The sequence below is a fragment of the Kribbella soli genome (genome assembly GCF_004331345.1).
GTDB lineage: Bacteria > Actinomycetota > Actinomycetes > Propionibacteriales > Kribbellaceae > Kribbella > Kribbella soli.
The window spans coordinates 854,471-872,755 of sequence record NZ_SJJZ01000002.1; the positions used below are offsets into that span (position 1 = coordinate 854,471).

Consider the following 18,285-nt stretch of genomic DNA (forward strand, 5'->3'; position numbering starts at 1 on the left):
CTCAGTGCTCCGGGAAGCAGGCGGCGACGGCGAGGGCGTCTACGAAGTCGTTCATTTCGTGGCCGGAGTGGCCTTTGACCCACTGGAAGGCGACGTCACCGCGCTTGGTCACCAACTCGACCAAAGGCTCCCAGAGGTCCCGGTTGGCGACCGGCTTCTTTGCCGAGGTGAGCCAGCCGCGCTCGAGCCAACCTGTGTACCACCCGTCGCGGAAACAGTTGACGACGTACGTCGAATCCGACACCACCAGCAACGGACCGTCGATCGCCCGCACGGCCTCCAATGCGGCCCGGATCTCCATCCGCTGATTCGTGGAACTAGCCTCGTGACCGGACGCATACACGGTCTTCGACAACGCCCAGGCCCAACCTCCAGGTCCAGGATTGCGTGAGCACGCACCGTCCGTGAACACGGTGCGCGCCCCAACGGGGACGGTCATATCAGCCGGACGAGGACGACGAGCACGAGTCGGAGACATCAGAGCGAAACCCTATCCCGCCGACGCATCCCCGGACGCACAGCCCCGGCTGCCGCTACGGGTTGTTGGCTACGCCCTCGTCGATCTTGGGGCCGCGGGCGGCGGTGATGGCGGCGTAGCTGATGCTGGCGATTGCGGCGCCGACGATCGGGGCCACGATGAACAGCCAGACCTGGCCGAGCGCCGAGCCGCCGGCGAACCAGGCGACGCCGAGCGACCGCGCCGGGTTGACCGACGTGTTGGTGACCGGAATGCCGACGAGGTGGATCAATGTGAGGGCGAGACCGATCGCGATCGGCGCGAAGCCCTTGGGCGCCCGGTCGTCGGTGGCGCCGAGGATCACGTACAGGAAGAAGGCTGTCAGCACGATCTCGACGATCGCGCAGGCCAGCAGCGAGTAGCCGCCCGGCGACCGGTCACCGTAACCGTTGCTGGCGAAACCACTGTCGACGGCGCTGAAACCGTCCTTGCCGCTGGCAACGGCCAGCAGGATCGCTCCGGCAGCCGTACCGGCGACGATCTGGGTGACGATGTACGTCGGCACCCATTTCCACTCGATGCGCTTGGCAACCGCGAGGCCGATCGTCACGGCCGGGTTGAAGTGACCACCGGAGACGTGACCGACGGCGTACGCCATGGTCAGCACGGTCAGGCCGAAGGCCAGTGCCACACCGAGGTAGCCGATGCCGACAGAGACCTTGTCCGGGTCGAGCACGACACCGGCCAGGACGGCCGCACCGCAGCCACCGAACACGAGCCAAAAGGTTCCCAGAAACTCCGCACCGATCCGAGCCGCAGGACTTGGTGATTCCACGACTGCCTCCTTGTTGACCCCCAGTGAGTTGAAACCCTCCTGTCACGGTAAGGCATCAACTCGTGACAATCGGTGAAATCCGCGAAGGAGACTTTCCGACCCTGGCAGATAGTTCAGATCTATTTGTCCAGATTTCGGCGATTAGAGCAGATGCATAGGGTTGACGCAGTACACCGGCCTCGACATACTCGACCCACCCCGAAGGCCCCCAGCGGTAGCGCTGCAGCGTGAGAACGGCCCGCGCACACGGGATTTTCGCCCAGCAATCGACTCCCCCACTACAGCCCGTGCGCGGCCGAAAAGCATCGGATGCATCGTGCCGGCAGACGGTCGCCGACTGCCGCTGCCAGAGCAAGGAGCTCAACAGTGAGACGTACAAGAACCGCAGCGTTGGTGGCCATGGCGGCGATGCTCGCCGCCGCGGTCCTCTTCGGACCACCCAGGACGTCGGCGTACGCGCAGCAGGTGGCGGGCAGCGCCCCGTTCATCAACTCCTGGCTGGTGTCCGGTCCGTTCGACTCGCCGGTGGCAGACAAGGCCTACGAGTGTGAGGCCGCGGAACCCGTGAACTCGGCCCCGCGGGCCTCGGCGATCACCGCCTCGTCCGCGACCCTCACAACGAATCCCCCGGCGTACCTGGTCGACGGGAGTACGACGCGCCAGTGGGTGACGGAGAACGACGCCGGCCCGTGGGTGCAGTTCGCCTGGAGCACTCCGATCTCGCTGAACGAGGTACGCATCGCCCAGTGGGGCGACTCGCGCCACGTCAACAACTGGTACCACCTCACCTTCACGCTCGCGGACGGACGCTCCGTCGAGTCGGGCAAGGTGGACAGCGCGTCCGCCAGTCCCTCGACGCCGACGGTCTACTCCGCGGACCCCGGGCTGCGGGACGTGGTCGGGATGAAGATCGAGATCGACAAGGGGCGTACGCCGTACCCGACGATCACCGGCCTGTCCGAGGTCGAGGTGTACGACCGGGCGGGGCCGGTCGACGGGAAGATCGAGATCACGCCGAAGCTCGGCGGTTCCCTCGGGTTCGGCGGCGAGAACCACGCCTGGGAGTACTTCGACGACCGCATCTACAACCGCAACTACGACGACTACCAGGACCTGTACGGGTACTACACGGTCAAGAAGGGCGTCGACACGCGGAACAAGTACGTCTACGCGAGCAGCTACGTCTACAGCCCGGAGGCCAAGGACGCGTACTTCGACGTCGGCGCGAGCGGGTCGTACCGGATCTACGTGAACGACCGCTGCCTGACGCCGCCGAGTACCCCGGTCGAGGTGCAGAAGGATCTGACGAAACAGGCCGTACACCTGCGGCAGGGCTGGAACAAGCTGATGATCCAGATCAAGCACACCTACACCGAGGACCTGAACTCGAACGGTGTGCCGATCGGCAAGGATCAGAACGTTGCCTACCTCGGGTTCTACGGCCGGGTGGCAGATCAGAACGGCAACACGGTGAGTGGGCTCGCGAACTCCGTGGCCGGACCGTCCACGTCACTGCAGGTCGTTTCCCAGGGGCTGTCCACCGGCGATCCGGTCAAAACTCCGCTGCCGAAGAACGTCATGCCGACCGGGTACAAAGAGTGGCCGTACGTCTGGAACAGGTCGACCGGTGCGGCGAACCATGGCGTGGCAGCCTCGGCGTTCCAGTTCATGGCCGGCGGAGGCCAACCGGGCTATACCTGGAAGCTCGTCGGCGGCCGGCTGCCCAACGGCCTGGAGCTGAACGCAGACGGCACGATCGCGGACGGCCTCGTCAACGGGAAGCCCGACCTCGGTAGCGCCAAGGGCATCATCAGTCGCACCGCCGCAACCGGTGACTACCAGTTCACCGTGCAGGTGACCGACAGCGCCGGCGCCACTGCGACGAAGACCTTCACGACGACGGTGAAGGAACGCCCGAACAAGTGGTTCGAGGAGGGCCGGGTCGGCGCCTTGACGCATGCCACGCCGACGTACAACTACTTCGTCGACCCCCACTACTCGGTCGACCTCTGGGCGGCGCGGGCCAAGCGCCAAGGGCACTCACTCGTGTCGGTCGAGGCTCTGCAGCAGAACTACTTCTGGCCGTCCAAGTTCGCCGACCCGAAGCACATCAGGCAGCTCTACCTCCCCAAGGACAGCAACGGCCAGGTGGTCGACGGCCTGAAGCAGTACGAGCAGGCGGTGAAGCGCTACGGCATGAAGTTCGGGCTGTACTACGCGACCGAGGGAGGCGGCCTGCAGCACTACTCCACCGACGTTTTCGTGCAGAACGTCGAGGATCTCCTCGGTCGTTACGACCCGGCCTACCTGTACTTCGACGGCCCGCAGGCGATGCCCAACGCGAACTACGACGTGATGTACAGCGCCGTGCGGGATCACAGCGAGGACATCATCATCGACTCGAACGCCTGGGGCGAGGAGTTCGGCGACCCGGACCTGAGGACCGGCGAAGCATCGGGCATCTATTCCAACGCCGGCGCGAACCACCTGGTGAAGCGCACACCGATGGAACCGTGGAAGATGATCCGCACCAAGAACCAGCTGTCGCCGTACTACGGCCAGCGCGACGACTTCCGGCAGGTCACGCAGGAGATGATCATGAACGCCGGTCGCGGGTACGTCGACAACAACGACCAGTCGGTGATCGACAGCCGCGGGCCCAACTGGAACTCCCCCACCGAGATCGCCACCCGGTATCCCAAGGGCGTCCAGGAATTCATCGACGTACGGGAGCGGCTTGCCGATTGGTTCGCACCGGCCGGGCTGCCGGAGCGGCACGAGGCCACGACCGGTACGACGCCGTACTTCCTGGCCGGCTACGGGTATGGCGACGACGGGCGCGGCAACTACGAGAAGTTCGCCTTCCCGAACAGTACGACCGGTCCGCAGTGGGGGTACGCAACCGCGCGGGACAACGACATCTATCTTCACGTCCTCAAGGGACCGGACGGCAAGAAGGGCTTCGACGCGATCGCCGGACGGTCGCTGACCATCCGCCCGGTGAAGGATCGCGTGACGTCGGTGCGCTGGCTGAATCAGAATGTCCCGGTCACCTCGTTCAGCCAGACCGGCGACAGTCTGACCATCAACCTCGGCAACGTCGAGGAAGACCCGATCGACACGATCGTCAAGATCGAGACCGACAACCCGACGCGGACGTACCGGCTGACCGATGTCGTTGCCACCGGCGAGCAACTGGCATCGAAAGCCCTGCGGATCAAGGCCGAGGGGTACATGACGTTCCCAGCCCTCAAGGCGAGCCTTTCGTCGATCCGTTACCGCAGCGCGAACCCCGCGGTCGCGGTGGTCCAGCCTTCCGGAATCGTCACGCCGGTCTCGGACGGTACGACGACGATCACAGTCACGGCTACTCATGAAGGCGTCACCAAGTCGGACGCGCTGAAGGTCAGCGTCAAGCGCGGCGTCGTCTTTGTCGGCGAGGACCTGCTCGGCGCCTCGTTGCTGGTCGACGGGAAGGAGACGTACGGCGAGTTCGGCCTGAACGACGGGCTCCGGTACGAGCTTCAAGGCAGATCGGCCACAGGTGGTGCGATCGGGGTCGACGCGGCTCAAGTCACGTGGCACGGCGGCATCGTCGACCTGGCCGGCGGCGACAACTACACGCCCGTCGCCATCAAGGAGGTCGGCACCTTCACGTTCGAGCAGAACAAGATCGTCACACCTCAGGTCGATCGGTTGACCAGAGGAGTCGTCTGGGCCGACGTCACGCTGAACGGCAAGACCGTCACGACGAACCGGGTGTTCCTGGACCTCCAGCCGTACCGCAACCTCGCGAAGTCGGCGACCGTCACCGCAGGCAACAACCAAGAAGCGGTGCGGTATCTCTCCGACGGGAAGATCATCGACGCAACGCACTTCGACAATGCGAAATGGTCCGTTGCCGCGGGCACGCCGACCTGGGTCCAGTTCAAGCTGCCGGCAGTCTCCGAGCTGTCGAACCTGGAACTGACCTACAACACGCTCAACCAGAAGTACCTGAACACACCCAAGACGTTCACCATCCAAACCAGCGTCGACGGCGTGAGCTGGAACGAGATCAGTACGGTCAACGGACCGACCGGCCAGGCCTATTTCGGTACCTACAACCAGTACCCGTTGAACGGGCAGGCTCAGTACGTCAGGTTGGCGTTCGACGGCGGGGCGAACGGCCCGGCGATCGACCTGCTGGAGGTCGCCGTCAACGGTAGATAGTGCGGTCAGGCGGTGCCGTCGATGGGAAAGAGACGGCCATGGATCTCCTGCTTGAACTGCTCGAGCGTCGTGTCGACGTGCTCGATCATCAGCGACACCGCCTGCTGCTCGTCGCCCGCGGCGATCGCCATCGCGATCGCCGCGTGCTGCTGCGCGGCCACAACAGTTGAACCACCCGCGACGCCCGCCAGCCCGATCACACTGATCTGCCGCTGGAGCCGCTGCACGGATTCGACGCTCGCGGACAGGAACATGTTGGACGACGCGTCGCCGATCGCGCCGTGGAACTTCGCATCGGCACGGTTGAACGCCTCGAGATCCCCCGCCTGCGCGGCGTCCACGGTGAGCTGCGCAGCTTCACGCAGCGCCTTCACCTGCGCCGGAGTCGCTCGCTGCGCGGCCAACTGCGTCGTCGTGATCTCCACGAAGCGACGGAACTCGAAGATCTCCTCCACCTGGCGAAGATCGGTCGGCAGGAAGTGCGACAACGACTCCCGCCACAACGCCGCCTCCGGCTCGGCGACGTAGATCCCACGGCCCATCTGCACCGAGATCCGCCCGAGCGCGGACAGGATCTTGACCGCTTCCCGGACGATGGTCCGGGACATGCCGACCGCCTCCGCGAGATCCTTCTCGGTCGGCAACCGGTCACCGGGTTCGAGACGGGCCCGGACGATGTACTCGAGGATCCGCTCCGCCGCGATCTCGTATCCGGGACGGTATCCGCCCTCCGCACTCGTCTGCGCGGGCGACAACCGCTCGGACCGATCCGGCATTTCGTCCCCAATCTCCAGTGACACGCGAGATCCAAGATACTTCACACTCATCTGGGCGCTCGCGCGCGCTCGCCAGCAAATCAACCAGACCGATCTGCGCCCAGTTACTGCGCGGCCTCGAGGGCGGCGGTGGCGGTTACTACGTCGCACCAGGCTTCGCCGACGCTCTTGAACAGGCGGGGTGCGCCGGCGGTGATGTCGCCCTGGCCGGTGGCGAGTTCGTGGAGGTCGGCCGTGATCGCGTCGCCGTCGGGTACGCCGTCCGCGATGGCGAGGATGATGTCGCCGGCCTGGCCCAGCGCGGACACACGTGACTCGACCACGACGGTGGCGCGGCGGACGAGGTTCGTATCGATCTCCCGGACCGCTGGTTCGTGCGACCCGACGGCGACCACGGTCGCTTCCGGCCGGAGCAGATCGGAGTCGAACAGTGGCACGGTCGCCGTCGTACAGCATGCGACCAGGTCGACAGCGGCAACGTCGTCGGGGACCCCTGGCCGAGCTGGGAGGCCCTGTGCTTCCAGCGAACCCACGAGCGCCGCGATTGCCTCGGCCCGGCGGCCCACGACGACGACCTGGTCCAGCGGACGCACCGCGTTGATCGCCAGGGCATGGCTCAACGCCTGCGGCCCCGTCCCGAACACCAGCAACGAGTTCGAGTCCGTGGTCGACAGCCGGCGTACGGCGAGCGCCGAGAGACTCGCCGTACGCCGCAACGTGAGCGACTCGGCGTCGATGACGGCGACCGGTCGCAGAGTCGGTCCGTCGAAAGCGATGTGGACGCCCTGGATCCGGGGCAGGCCGCGGGCCGCGTTGCCGGGACTGACCGAGACGACCTTCACGCCGGCCTGCGGCCCGACCTCGCCCGGCATCAGGATGAGCTGGCCACCCGACACCTCCACGAACGTCCGCGGCGGCGTGTTCCCCGGCGCGGCGCCGGAGATCAGCGCGTCATCGAGCGCGTCGATCGCCTGCGTCCAGCCGAGCGTGCGCTCGAGGGTCGCTCTGTCGATGAACCTGATGCTGTCCGGCATGGATCTCCTAAACGACGCGTCCGCCCTGGATGACGATCCGTTGTGCGGCCGGATCCCAGAGGCATTCGGGCTGCTCCAACGGGTTGCCCGAGACTACGAGAAGGTCCGCGATCGCCCCGGGCCGGACCACGCCGAGGTCCTCGAGCCCGAGCAGGCGGGCGTTCACGGACGTCGCGCAGCGCAGTGTGCCGAGCATGCCGAGCACCTCGCTCTGCAGCCGCAACCCGTTGAGCTGCTCCTCCTCCAGCTCACCCATCAGGTCGGTGCCGAACCCAACCGGAACACCCGCGGCAACTGCCAGCTCGATCGCCTGCCGGCCGGCGTCGAGCACCTCCCGGTTCTTGGCCCGCGACACCGCAGCCATCCCGAGTTCCACTCCGCGCCGGTCCATCGCGTCGTACGCCGCCAACGTCGGAATCAGGAACGCGCCGTACTCAGCCATCGCCGCAGCCGACGCACTGTCGAGGAGGTTGCCATGCTCGATCGACCGGACGCCGTTCCGCACGGAGTGCACGATCGCTTCCGGCGAGTACGAATGCGCCGCGACGTAACTCCCCCGCCGGGCCGCCTCGGCCGTGACGGCCCGGATCTCGTCCTCGGAGTACTGCGGGATCCGGATCGGGTCCGTCAGTGAGACGACACCGCCCGACGTCATGATCTTGATCGCGTGCGCGCCCTGCCGGAAACGCTCGCGGACGGCGCGGCGCAGCGGGTCCACCCCGTCGACGACCTCGGTCGTGTGACTGTGGCAAGGACAGGTGTCCCAGTGCGCCGGCCGCGCGTCGCCGTGCCCACCGGTCTGGCTCAGCGCAGGACCGGTGAACAGGTACCGCGGCGCCTCCAGCCGGCCCTCGGCGATCGCTTTCGCCAGCCCGGCCTCACCACCGGCGACGTCGCGGATCGTCGTGAAGCCGCGCCGCAACGCGTTGCGCAACCGGCCGGCCGCGACGATCGCGATGTAGCTCAGCGGGCTCGCTTCGATGTCGACCATGTCCAGGCTGATGCCGTACGGATGACAATGCGCGTCGATCAGCCCAGGCAGAACGGTGCCGCCCTCAGCGTCGACCACAACGGCGCCGTCGCCAAGGTCCGCGCTGTCCCCGACGGCGACGATCCGCCCGTCCCGGACAGCAACCGGCCCGTCTACGAGCTCCTCGCCGTCGAACACAGTCGCATTGGTCACGATGAGCGTGCCTTGCACGGACCTGCCGTCATTCACCAGCACGTCGTCCTCCTTGAGATGGTTGTCCGGTCGGCAGGAGCAAGGGTGCCATCGTCAGCGCCAGGTGGAGGACGAGGCGGTCTTCGCCGCGGTGCAGGTCGAAGCCGGTGATGGTCTCAATTCGGCGGAGCCGGTAGTACGCCGTCTGGCGGTGGATGGCGAGCTCCGTTGCCAACTCCTGGATGTTGCCGGCCCGGTCCAGGAAGACCTGTGCCGTCCGGACCAGCTCACCGCCCTCATCGAGCAGCCGCTGCGCCCGCGGGTCTAGTACGGCGTCCACCAGGGCCGACCGCGGACCGCAGGAGATCAACCGGTGCACGCCGAGTTGCGACCAATGAGCGACCGCACCGAGACGCGGCACGGCGGCCAGGATCTTGGTGGCGCGACGGGCCTGTTCGTGGCTGGTCCGCGCGTGGGTCACACCCCGCTGCGGATCGCCGACTCCGACGAGCAGGCGGGCCGCGGCCTGGTCGCCGAGGCGCTGGGCATGCAACTGCCGGAGCCGGTCGATCGCCTGGTCGATCAGGGACATCCGCTCGTTCCCGAGGTCGACCAGCAACGTCGTGAATCCCTCGCCCGAAGTGGCGAGCACATGGCGTGGCAGCGACCAGAGATTGAGCGGCACGACCTCACGCGACGGCTGTTCGGCATGGACGACCACGACGTACGCCGTCCGCTGGACCAGCCCGCGGCTGTCGAGCTCTTCGACCGCCCGCGCCGAGACTGCGTCGTCAGGCGCAAGCAGGTTGGTGAGCAGCAGCGAGGCGTCGCGACTACCGCGGGCCCGTTGAGCGAGCAGGGCACCCGCGTCCCGCGCGATCGCGGCGGTCGCCTCAAGTTGCGCAGGCGTACCCAATCCGCCTTCGGGGTCGAGCAGCCAGAAGTAGCCGTAGGTCACGCCGTTCCACCGGACGGGCAGGCACAGCCGCGGCAGGATTCCGAGGCTCGGCTCGGCCGGCGTTCGGACGGCTCCGGCCGCGGTCGCGATGCCGAACTGCTCGAACCAGCTCCGGACGTCGGACGTCGAACGCCGCCGCAGGATCGACCCGGCCCGGACCGCGTCGATCTCGTCCGGCTGCGTGTTGAAGGCGACCAGGTTGAAGTCGCGGTCCTCGAGCACGGCCGGCGTACCGAACGCGTCCGAGATCGCGCCAACCAGGTCATCGAGGTCCATAGGACCAGCTTAGACATTTGTATGACGATCTGCTCGACGGATCTGTCAGCTGGATAACGCCCACGAGGCGTACCGGTCCTTACAGTGCACTCACATCCTGACCAGGAGGAGTCCGCCGTGCTTGGAACCGCTCTGCTCGCCGCATCCCGCAGCCGTCGTGTCCGGGCCGTCGTCACCAAGTCCCCGGTGACGCGCAAGGTCGTCACGCGCTTCATCGCCGGCGACGACGTGTACGCCGCCGTCGATACCACCCGCCGACTGGCCTCCGGCGGCTTCGCTGTGACCCTCGACCACCTGGGCGAGGACACGCTCGACCGCGCGCAGGCCGAGGCCACCCGGGACGCGTACCTCACGCTGATCGAACTGCTGGCCGACCAGGGGCTCGCGACCAGGTCCGAGGCATCGCTCAAGCTCTCCGCGATGGGTCAGGCGCTGCCCGGCGACGGCGAGGCGCTCGCCGCCGAGAACGCGCACGCGATCTGCGCCGCGGCCGCGGAAGCCGGCATGACCGTCACCCTCGACATGGAGGACCACACCACGGTCGACTCCACGCTCAGCATCCTGGCCGAGCTACGCAAGGACCACCCATGGGTCGGCGTCGCGCTGCAGGCGATGCTGTACCGCACCGAGGCCGACTGCCGCGACCTCGCCACCACCGGGTCCCGGGTCCGCCTGGTCAAGGGCGCGTACGCCGAGCCGAAGTCGGTCGCCCACCCCGCGAAGAGCGACGTCGACCGCGCGTATGCCCGCTGCCTCGGCATTCTGATGGGCGGACTCGGCTACCCGATGATCGCCAGTCACGACCCGCGCATGATCGCCATCGCCCAGGCGCTCGCAACCCAGCACGGGAAGGGCCAGGACGACTTCGAGTTCCAGATGCTCTACGGCATCCGGCCGAGCGCCCAGGAGCAGTTGCGCTCGCAGGGTTCCCGGGTGCGCATCTACGTTCCGTACGGCGACGACTGGTACGGGTATTTCATGCGCCGCCTGGCCGAACGCCCCGCCAACGTCGGCTTCCTGCTCCGCTCGCTCGTCACGAAGTAGCGCTGGCGACCTGTCGCATTTCGTGCTGCGCTGATCGTCATACATCTGAAGGCGGACAGCCGAGTCCGCCGAGGAGGTGACGGCACGTGCTGGAAGACGACGCGAAACGAGCAGCGCACCGCGCGCTGGTGGATCGGATCCTGACCGGCGACGGCAGAGCATCTGCCGAGCAGCGCTCGCGGGCGTTCAACAACGAGGGCCTCGCCCCACCGTTGAGCACGCTGATAGGCAAGGTCACTCGTACGCCGGTACGCATCGGCGAGGCGGACCTGGCGGTAGCGGGTTGCACCGAGGACGAGGTGTTCGAGTTGGTGATCTGCGCCGCGGTCGGTCAATCGACCCGGTTGTATGAAGCCGGACTGGCGGCGCTGGCCGAAGCGATCTCCGAGGAGGCGCCAGGCCATGCATCTTGACATCCTCAACCACGGCTACCGGCCTGGAACGAAGCTGATGTTCGCGCTCATCCGGCTGTTCTCCGGGCAGCCGCTCCCTGACGCCGCCAAACTGACCTTCTACAGGTCTGACTTCTACGGCAACCCGGCCAAGGAGTTCACCCACGAGGCACTGCGCGGGCCGTCCGACTGGTCCGTCGGCGACCGCGAACTCATGGCGGCCTACGTGTCCAAGCTGAACCAGTCTGCGTTCTGTGTCGGCGCCCATACCGCGACCGCAAGCCTCGCCTACCAGGACGGTCCGCGGGTGGCGGCGGTCCTGGACGACCTGGAATCGGCGTCGATCGATGAGCCGCTCCGGGCAACGCTGCGCATGCTCGGCAAGCTGATCCGCGACGGACACGTCGACGCCGACGACCTGCGCGAGGTCCTGGCCGCCGGCGTCTCACCCCAGCAGGTCAAGGACGCGCTCGCGGTGTGCACCGCGTTCAACACGACCAGCCGCCTCGCGGACGCCTTCGGCTTCGAGCTCCTCACCCCGAAAGGCTATGAAGCAGGAGCGAAGTACCTCCTCAAACGCGGCTACCGCTAGCTGACGCAGGTAGCGGCTTCTTCAGCAGGAAGGCGGCAACGAACGCGACGGTCGCCACCGAGAACGTCACGAGCGGCGGACCGGGCACCCACAGCACGGCGAGGCCGAGCGCGAGGACAGTCGCGACCAGGGCGATGATCCCGAACGGACGCAGCCGGTCCGGGTCGTTCCGCAGTACGTCGGCGATCATCCAGAGCAGCGCTCCGACGACGATCATCGCCAGCCCCATCGCCACACTCACACCTCGGCTCAGCGACTCCGCGTTGAGCTGCAACGGTCCGACGTCGATGGTCGAGGCGCGCATCGTCGCGGCCAGCTCCGGGTCGCCAGGTAGGACGAACTCCAGGATGTCGTGGCCGAGTCCGGTGAACCCCCAGGCCACCGCTCCCACTCGAAACGCTGTCAGGTTCATCGCGTCCTCAGCTCGGTTGATGTTTCCTGTTCTTCGTTCATGTTCAGGAAATTACGCCTGCGCGAATCGTCCCGGCAACGCGAGCTCGGTCACACATACATACATGCCTGTATGTATGATGGGCGTGGACCGTCGAGAGGAAGAGATGCCGAAACCAGTACGCCGTACGCAGGCCGAGCGGATCGAGGTCACGCGGAACAAGCTGCTCGAGTCGGCGGCTCGCGGGTTCTCGACGTACGGGTACGGGAACGTTCGTCTCGACGACATCGCCCGGGACGCCGGCTACACCCGGGGAGCGCTCTATCACCTGTTCGCCGGTAAGGAGGAGCTCGCGCTGGCCGTGATCGACTGGGTCAGCCGCACCTGGCGCGCCGAGGTCGGCGAGCCCGCGGAGGCGATCGCGGATCCGGCCGAGCGGTTGGTGTGGACCGCGCAGGCGCACGCCAGGTACTGCCGGAAGGATGTCGCTGCCGTGCTGATGAGCTTGCGGGTGGAGTTCGCCGGCCGGGACCATGCCGTGGCGCACGCCCTGACCGAACTCATGGAACCGTTGAAGGCCACCGTGGCGAAGGTCATCACGAGGGGCCGACGGGTCGGCAGCATCCCGCCCGGACCACCGCCCCGGGCCCTCGCGTCGGCGTACCTGGGCGCCCTCGAAGGCGTCACGGCCGCGGTCGGCGGTCCACCACACGACGTGGCCCTCACCGCCCGCGCCGTACGCGGCGTACTCGGCCTGCCGAACCCGTCTTGATCAGCCCTTCGGTGCCTGCGGCAACTCGACGTGCCGGACTCCCCCGGACCTCTAGCCCGCAGGAGGTGTCAGTGCGTTGGTGATGCGTTGGCGGGATTGGTAGTAGTGGTTCGGGTCGAGTACCGGGTGGTTGAAGCGGAGGGTTCGGTCGGGGTCGATGAGGTCCAGGGCTGCGGCGTGGCCGTGGGTCGCGCGTACTGCCTGGAGGGCGCGGTGGTCCCACATTGCCTGCGCGAAGACGCGGTGGCGGAGGGACGGCCAGGGCGTGCCGTCCGGGCCGGGGTAAACGGCGAAGGGGTCACCGGACGGGAACGCGCCGCCGGCCGAGGTGTCCGCGAACGGATCCACCCGCCGGATCGAGTACTGCGTGTACCAGAAGTTGAATCCCCAGTGCAGGAACCCGTTCACACCGGACGCGAACAGCTGGTGCCCGATCGCACGGTTCCGCGCCGACGGCATCCCGATGAACCGGTTGGCGACATCGCGATCCTGGCTGACGCAGTAGTACACCCACAGATGTTCCGGCCGCTCGGCCAGGAACGGCTCCACATGATCGGTCGCGACCACGGGAACCTCGACAGCACCCGACGTGTAGAAGGAGTGCTCACTCAGGGCGTCGACGACCGTCCAGCCCTTCAGGAGATCGGCGACGACAGCCTTCGCGGCGAGGTAGCTCGCGAGCCCGTCCTCCCCGGACGGCTCGTCCGAGATGTGGAAGACGACGTGCTCGCGGTCCCATTCCTCGTCGAGTACCGCCTGCAGCGCCGGCAGCAGCGCTTCCATCAACTCCCGGTACCGTACGTCGGTCGCGGGCACGTCCCACCCGAAGGCGCGCTCCTCGCCGACCACGATGCCGGGCGTGGCCTTCGCGCCCCACTGGGTGAACAGATGCGCGACCTCGACCCCGGTGATCCCGGTACGTCGGCATACGTCGAGCCAGCGCCGCAGCCGATCGAACCCGAACTCGTACCCCTCGTCGGTCGCCGTGATGTCGACCAGCTGCACCACGGTGCGGTACGTACCGACCGCGGTGTCGAGCGGCGGCGTCCAAACCGGCGCGAGCAACGACGTCGCACCCATCTCCACCGCGGACGCCATGAAGCGCTCCACGATGGTCCAGTGCTCTTCGCTGAACACCTCGACGCCGTAGTGGTCCGCGAGCGAGTCGAGATGCATCCAGTGGCTCGACACGATGTCGAGCGGCGGCAACTCGATCCCGGTGATCTCGACCGCGACCGGCGCCCGATGCAGCTCGGAACCGTCGGGCGCGCTCACCACGATCGTGAGTTCGTGTACGCCGGCGCGGGCCGGATCGGTCGTGGTGACGTCGAACCACAGCGCACCCCAACTACCGAACCGCACCGGCGCTTCGCCGTTCGGCACGGGGCGCAGCACATCCGGATACAGGCCGGGCTCGTCGAACTCGTAGCCGTCGTCATGCCCCGGAAGAGCGACGAAGGTGCAAGGCACGAGGTCGACACTCGAGGCGGCGACCAAGTCGGCCGCTGCACCCTCGACCCGCACCTGCAGCGGGCGCGCGTCGCGGAACTTCGACTCGAGCGGAGGGCGATACGCGAGCTGGAACGACGCCGGTTCACCGAGGAAGGCCTGGAACCGGGTTTCGGCGGACACGGGGCGCGGGTCCCGCACCGGGTGCACCTTCACGAGTGCATCGCAGAGCACGAACTCCCACTTGGCGGTCACTTCGGACCACTCCTTCCGACAGGTTCGAAGGCCGCCGCAACGGCAGCTGGGCCATCCCACACGTCTGCGTGATAGTGGAATCTATGATGCAGATTCGCGCATCAATGCACAACCGTCATCCCACGGCCGGGCTCACGACGGGGCCGGGGTCAAGGCGCGTGCCGAGTAGTCGTGCAGGACGAGAGCGGTGGTCACCGGGCCGAAGCGGGCGAGGCTGTCGATGATGGTCTCGAGGCGGCGCGCGTCGGAGCAATGAACGTCGCAGAGCAGGCAGTCCTCACCCGTGACCCGACGGATCGAGGTGATGTCAGGGGTCCGCGAGGCCAGCGCGAGGGCCTGTTCGAGTTGCGCGTGCGAGGTCCGCAGGCGGATGTGGGCGGTGATGCCGAGCCCGAGCTTGGCCGGGTCGACGATCGCTCGGTACCCCGTGATGACGCCGGTCTTCTCGAGCCGCTGCACCCGCGCGCTCGCGGCCGGCTGGGACAGCCCGACCCGGCGGCCGAGCTCGGCGCCGGTCAGCCGGCCCTCGGTCTGGAGCAGGGCGAGGATCCGCCGGTCGATCTCGTCGAGTGATTCCATGGTTGTCGCCGCCAATGTCCTTGTGATCACTTGCCACGCCGTCGCGGGTCTGTTGATTCGATCAGACTCAGAGCCTCAAGCCTCCCACGGTCGTGGGTTGCGCAAGTGAAAGCGAGGTCTGCAGTGACAGCGTTCGTCATCCTTCCGGGCATCGACGGCTCCGATGGTGCGCACTGGCAAAGCCGATGGGAACAGGCCTGGGGCGACCGCGCCGTTCGGATCGTTCCGGCCTCGTGGAGCGAGCCCGAACTGGACGACTGGGTCACCGCGGTCCAGCGTGCGTACGACGACGCTCGCGGCCGCGACGATGACGTGGTGCTGGTGGCTCACAGCCTGGGTTGCTGGGCCGCAGCCGCGTGGCTCGCCGCGGGAGGGTCCGCCACAGCTGCGCTGCTCGTAGCGCCTCCGGACACTCAACTCCCCACATTCCCGTCTGAACGCGCCGGAACCTTCCAGGCCGTCCCGACGCAACCACTCCCCTGCCCCTCGCTGCTGGTGGCCAGCACGGACGACCCGTACTGCACCGCGGCGCGGGCAACCACCTTCGCCGCTGCCTGGAAGGCAGATTGTCACCTGGTGGACGGCGCCGGCCACCTCAACTCCGCCAGCAATCTCGCCGACTGGCCGACCGGCCGAGACCTGCTCGACGAGCTCCTGGCCCTCTCCGGTCCGATGCACGGTGATGGCGCCCACACCCCGTGACCCGAGCCAACCCCTGAAGGCCCAAGCCCCGACATCCCCAGCCCAGCCCCCACCACGTCCTATCCCACCCACCACGCCCTGTCCCCACCCACCGCGCCGTATCCCCACCCGCCATCGCCCGTGCCCACCCACGAGCCCGCCACCCTTCGCCCGCCGGGGCATCGCCGGACGAAAGCCCAAGGGCGGTTGCCGACAGGCAGCCGCCCACGCACCTGGCAGAAGAGCGGTTATCCCCTCGTGTTGGGGGTTCTCTGCTGGTACTAGAGGGGAGAACCCCCAACACGAGGGGATATCCAGTCCCGTGCGCCGAGGGCCGGCCATCCGGTGACTCCCGGCTCAGTCCACCCATACGTGCGCCGTAAGAGCCGCTGAGGTAGCCGGGGCTGGAGTCGCACGTCCACGTCGTAGCCCGGCCCGGAGACCCCGGTCATCGTCCGCCGAGTGGGCCAGCGGCCTGCGGGTTCGACATGCCGCGGGGGTCGCGTGGGGCCGGTGGGGTCTCGTAGCGTCGGCTCAGGTCGTGCGGGAGGTGGTGCGGGAGGTGGTGGGTGTGTGGGATCGCCGTACGCTCGTGTGTGTTGGCGACCTCGTCGAGGACGTGGTGGTCTGGGCGGCGGGTGCGACGCGGTCCGGGACCGACAACCCGGCGTGGATCTGCCGGACCCGCGGCGGCGCGGCGGCCAACGTCGCCGCCTTCGCCGGCCGCCTCGGAACCTCGGTGCGGTTCGTCGGGCGGGTCGGGGACGACGCCGTCGGCGCGGCTCTGGTGCGAGACCTGGCCGCGGCCGGGGTTGACGCGAGGGTCCAGCGGCAAGGGCGGACCGGCACCATCGTCATCATCGTGGACGCGTCCGGGGAACGCACGATGTACCCAGATCGGGCCGCCGCGGCCGAGTTGGCCGACGTACCGGACCTCTGGTTGTCCGGCGCGGGGGTCGTTCACCTGTCGGCGTACTCCCTCGTCGGGCCGTCGTTGTCCGTCCTCCGCCGCGCCTCGGACATCGCCCGGGCCGAAGGTGCGATCCTCACCATCGACGCGTCCTCGATCGCACTCATCGACTCGATCGGTCCCGCGCCGTTCCGCGACCTGATCCGAACGCTGCAACCGACGTACGTCTTCGCAAACGGTATCGAGGCCGACGTCGGCGCCCTGCGCGACCTCGCCGGTTCCGGTACGACGGTTGTGGTCAAGAACGGCGTCGAGCCCACCGAGATCCATGCCGGCGACAACGGGTCAGCGACTGTCCCGGTGCCGCCGGTCGACGAGGTACGTGACACGACCGGTGCGGGCGATGCGTTCGCGGCGGGCTTCCTGTCCGCCGTACTCGAGGACGCCGACGCCGTCGAAGCGGTCAACGCCGGCCATACCCTTGCCAGACGGGTTCTCGGCGAGCCCGGTGCCACGCTGTCCATGACCGCCGACGAGAACGGAACCGCGTGTGATTGAGCCCATCCTGTCCGACGACGTGGCCCAAGCTCTGGCCGAGCACCGCGCGGTCGTCGCTCTCGAGTCGACGATCTTCTCCAACCTCGGACTGCCCGCCCCGGCGAACGCCGATGCGCTCGAACTCTGCAAACAGGCAGTACGAGACCACGGTGCGGTGCCGGCCGTGGCTGCGATCCTCGACGGCAGGGCCCAACTCGGTCTCTCGCCGGACGAAGAGAAGCGGGTGCTGCTGGGCACCCGCAAGGTCGCCGAACGCGATCTCGCAGTAGCGCAGGCACAGGGATGGGACGTCGGCGTCACCACCGTCTCGGCGACGGTGTCGTTGGCACACGCCGCCGGCATCTCCGTGTTCGCGACCGGCGGCATCGGCGGTGTCCACCGCGGATCAGAACTCGACGTCTCCGCCGATCTCGACGCGATCGCCAACCACCCGGTCATCACCGTCTGCGCCGGCGCCAAGGCGTTCCTCGACCTGCCGCGAACACTCGAGTATCTCGAGACCGCCGGCGTACCGGTCCTGGGCTGGCAGCACGACTGGTTCCCGGCCTTCTACACGCGATCGAGTGGCTTGCCGGTCCCGCACCGCGTCGACGACGAGCGAGTGGTCTGCGACGTTCTCCGTTTCCGGGCGAGGCCGGCGACCGGCGTCCTGCTGACGGTACCGATTCCCGTCGACGACGAGATCCCGGCGGCGCGCATCGACGCCGTACTCACGGCTGCCTTGGAGGCGAGCGCACAGGAAGGGGTCGTGGGTCCCGCCGTCACGCCGTACGTGCTCGCGAGGATCGAGAAGGAGACGGACGGGCAGAGCATCCCGGCCAACCTCGCACTGGCCCGGAACAACGCCGGCGTCGCGGCCCGGATCGCCGTCGCACTTGCTCAAGAGGTCCTGTAGTAGATCAGCTCACCGATTCGCCGGACGCCCGGGGAATACGCCGGGCGACCAGGGCTG

Annotated in this window: 17 protein-coding genes; 8 read left to right on the forward strand and 9 right to left on the reverse strand. The window is 67.7% G+C overall.

All coding sequences use genetic code 11. The features are described 5' to 3' along the window. Window position 1 precedes the first annotated feature (1 nt). Both E0H45_RS18300 and aqpZ read right to left on the reverse strand, forming a co-directional pair. On the reverse strand, window positions 2–478 hold the full coding sequence (locus E0H45_RS18300; protein ID WP_337590414.1) for a ribonuclease H family protein: 477 nt from the start codon (window positions 476–478) through the stop codon (window positions 2–4). A 55-nt stretch (window positions 479–533) separates the two neighbouring features. Then, a complete protein-coding gene (aqpZ, locus tag E0H45_RS18305; protein ID WP_131338808.1) occupies window positions 534–1,292 on the reverse strand; it encodes an aquaporin Z in 759 nt (252 codons plus the stop codon). Between the two features lie 366 nt (window positions 1,293–1,658). Between aqpZ and E0H45_RS18310 the strand changes: the two genes are divergently transcribed. Beyond that, the gene (locus tag E0H45_RS18310; RefSeq protein ID WP_131338810.1) at window positions 1,659–5,504 is read left to right on the forward strand and encodes a discoidin domain-containing protein; all 3,846 of its coding nucleotides are present in this window, start codon (window positions 1,659–1,661) and stop codon (window positions 5,502–5,504) included. A 5-nt stretch (window positions 5,505–5,509) separates the two neighbouring features. On the opposite strand, the gene E0H45_RS18315 is transcribed toward E0H45_RS18310, so the two are convergent. From E0H45_RS18315 to E0H45_RS18330, 4 genes are all read right to left on the reverse strand, one after another. After that, on the reverse strand, window positions 5,510–6,304 hold the full coding sequence (locus E0H45_RS18315) for a FadR/GntR family transcriptional regulator (protein WP_202872382.1): 795 nt from the start codon (window positions 6,302–6,304) through the stop codon (window positions 5,510–5,512). Window positions 6,305–6,384: 80 nt separating this feature from the next. Then, window positions 6,385–7,314, reverse strand: coding sequence for an ornithine cyclodeaminase family protein (locus tag E0H45_RS18320; RefSeq protein ID WP_131338812.1), 930 nt, complete (start codon window positions 7,312–7,314; stop codon window positions 6,385–6,387). Between the two features lie 7 nt (window positions 7,315–7,321). Then, window positions 7,322–8,539 carry a metal-dependent hydrolase family protein gene (locus E0H45_RS18325; RefSeq protein WP_238155076.1) on the reverse strand — a complete coding sequence of 406 codons (1,218 nt, stop codon included), beginning with the start codon at window positions 8,537–8,539 and terminating at the stop codon, window positions 7,322–7,324. Then, on the reverse strand, window positions 8,526–9,710 hold the full coding sequence (locus E0H45_RS18330) for a PucR family transcriptional regulator (protein ID WP_131338813.1): 1,185 nt from the start codon (window positions 9,708–9,710) through the stop codon (window positions 8,526–8,528). The genes E0H45_RS18325 and E0H45_RS18330 overlap by 14 nt, the downstream gene beginning before the upstream one ends. Window positions 9,711–9,827: 117 nt before the next feature. Here E0H45_RS18330 and E0H45_RS18335 point away from each other — a divergent pair, with 117 nt between their 5' ends. The 3 genes from E0H45_RS18335 (at window position 9,828) to E0H45_RS18345 (ending at window position 11,738) form a co-directional block, all read left to right on the forward strand. Continuing rightward, on the forward strand, window positions 9,828–10,754 hold the full coding sequence (locus E0H45_RS18335) for a proline dehydrogenase family protein (RefSeq protein WP_131338815.1): 927 nt from the start codon (window positions 9,828–9,830) through the stop codon (window positions 10,752–10,754). Between the two features lie 86 nt (window positions 10,755–10,840). Further along, complete coding sequence (locus tag E0H45_RS18340; protein WP_131338817.1) at window positions 10,841–11,167, forward strand: hypothetical protein; 327 nt, start codon at window positions 10,841–10,843, stop codon at window positions 11,165–11,167. Beyond that, the gene (locus E0H45_RS18345) at window positions 11,157–11,738 is read left to right on the forward strand and encodes a carboxymuconolactone decarboxylase family protein (RefSeq protein WP_131338818.1); all 582 of its coding nucleotides are present in this window, start codon (window positions 11,157–11,159) and stop codon (window positions 11,736–11,738) included. The genes E0H45_RS18340 and E0H45_RS18345 overlap by 11 nt, the downstream gene beginning before the upstream one ends. On the opposite strand, the gene E0H45_RS18350 is transcribed toward E0H45_RS18345, so the two are convergent. Further along, window positions 11,719–12,150 (reverse strand): LIC_13387 family protein, encoded by a 432-nt coding sequence (locus E0H45_RS18350; protein ID WP_131338820.1) that lies wholly within the window; start codon window positions 12,148–12,150, stop codon window positions 11,719–11,721. The two genes, E0H45_RS18345 and E0H45_RS18350, sit on opposite strands and share 20 nt — an antisense overlap. Before the next feature lie 145 nt (window positions 12,151–12,295). Here E0H45_RS18350 and E0H45_RS18355 point away from each other — a divergent pair, with 145 nt between their 5' ends. Further along, the gene (locus E0H45_RS18355; RefSeq protein ID WP_131338822.1) at window positions 12,296–12,901 is read left to right on the forward strand and encodes a TetR/AcrR family transcriptional regulator; all 606 of its coding nucleotides are present in this window, start codon (window positions 12,296–12,298) and stop codon (window positions 12,899–12,901) included. A 51-nt stretch (window positions 12,902–12,952) separates the two neighbouring features. On the opposite strand, the gene E0H45_RS18360 is transcribed toward E0H45_RS18355, so the two are convergent. Together E0H45_RS18360 and E0H45_RS18365 are read right to left on the reverse strand one after the other, a co-directional pair. Beyond that, window positions 12,953–14,605: a DUF4091 domain-containing protein gene (locus E0H45_RS18360; RefSeq protein WP_131338824.1), complete on the reverse strand. Its 1,653-nt coding sequence runs from the start codon at window positions 14,603–14,605 to the stop codon at window positions 12,953–12,955. Between the two features lie 132 nt (window positions 14,606–14,737). Beyond that, a complete protein-coding gene (locus tag E0H45_RS18365) occupies window positions 14,738–15,184 on the reverse strand; it encodes an Lrp/AsnC family transcriptional regulator (protein WP_131338826.1) in 447 nt (148 codons plus the stop codon). Window positions 15,185–15,307: 123 nt separating this feature from the next. Here E0H45_RS18365 and E0H45_RS18370 point away from each other — a divergent pair, with 123 nt between their 5' ends. From E0H45_RS18370 to E0H45_RS18380, 3 genes are all read left to right on the forward strand, one after another. After that, entirely contained in the window at window positions 15,308–15,886 is a 579-nt protein-coding gene (locus tag E0H45_RS18370; RefSeq protein ID WP_131338828.1) for an RBBP9/YdeN family alpha/beta hydrolase, read from the forward strand. A gap of 550 nt (window positions 15,887–16,436) precedes the next feature. Further along, on the forward strand, window positions 16,437–17,333 hold the full coding sequence (locus tag E0H45_RS18375; protein ID WP_165546506.1) for a carbohydrate kinase family protein: 897 nt from the start codon (window positions 16,437–16,439) through the stop codon (window positions 17,331–17,333). Further along, complete coding sequence (locus E0H45_RS18380; RefSeq protein ID WP_202872383.1) at window positions 17,326–18,228, forward strand: pseudouridine-5'-phosphate glycosidase; 903 nt, start codon at window positions 17,326–17,328, stop codon at window positions 18,226–18,228. Before E0H45_RS18375 ends, E0H45_RS18380 begins: the two co-directional genes overlap by 8 nt. Window positions 18,229–18,285 lie beyond the last annotated feature (57 nt).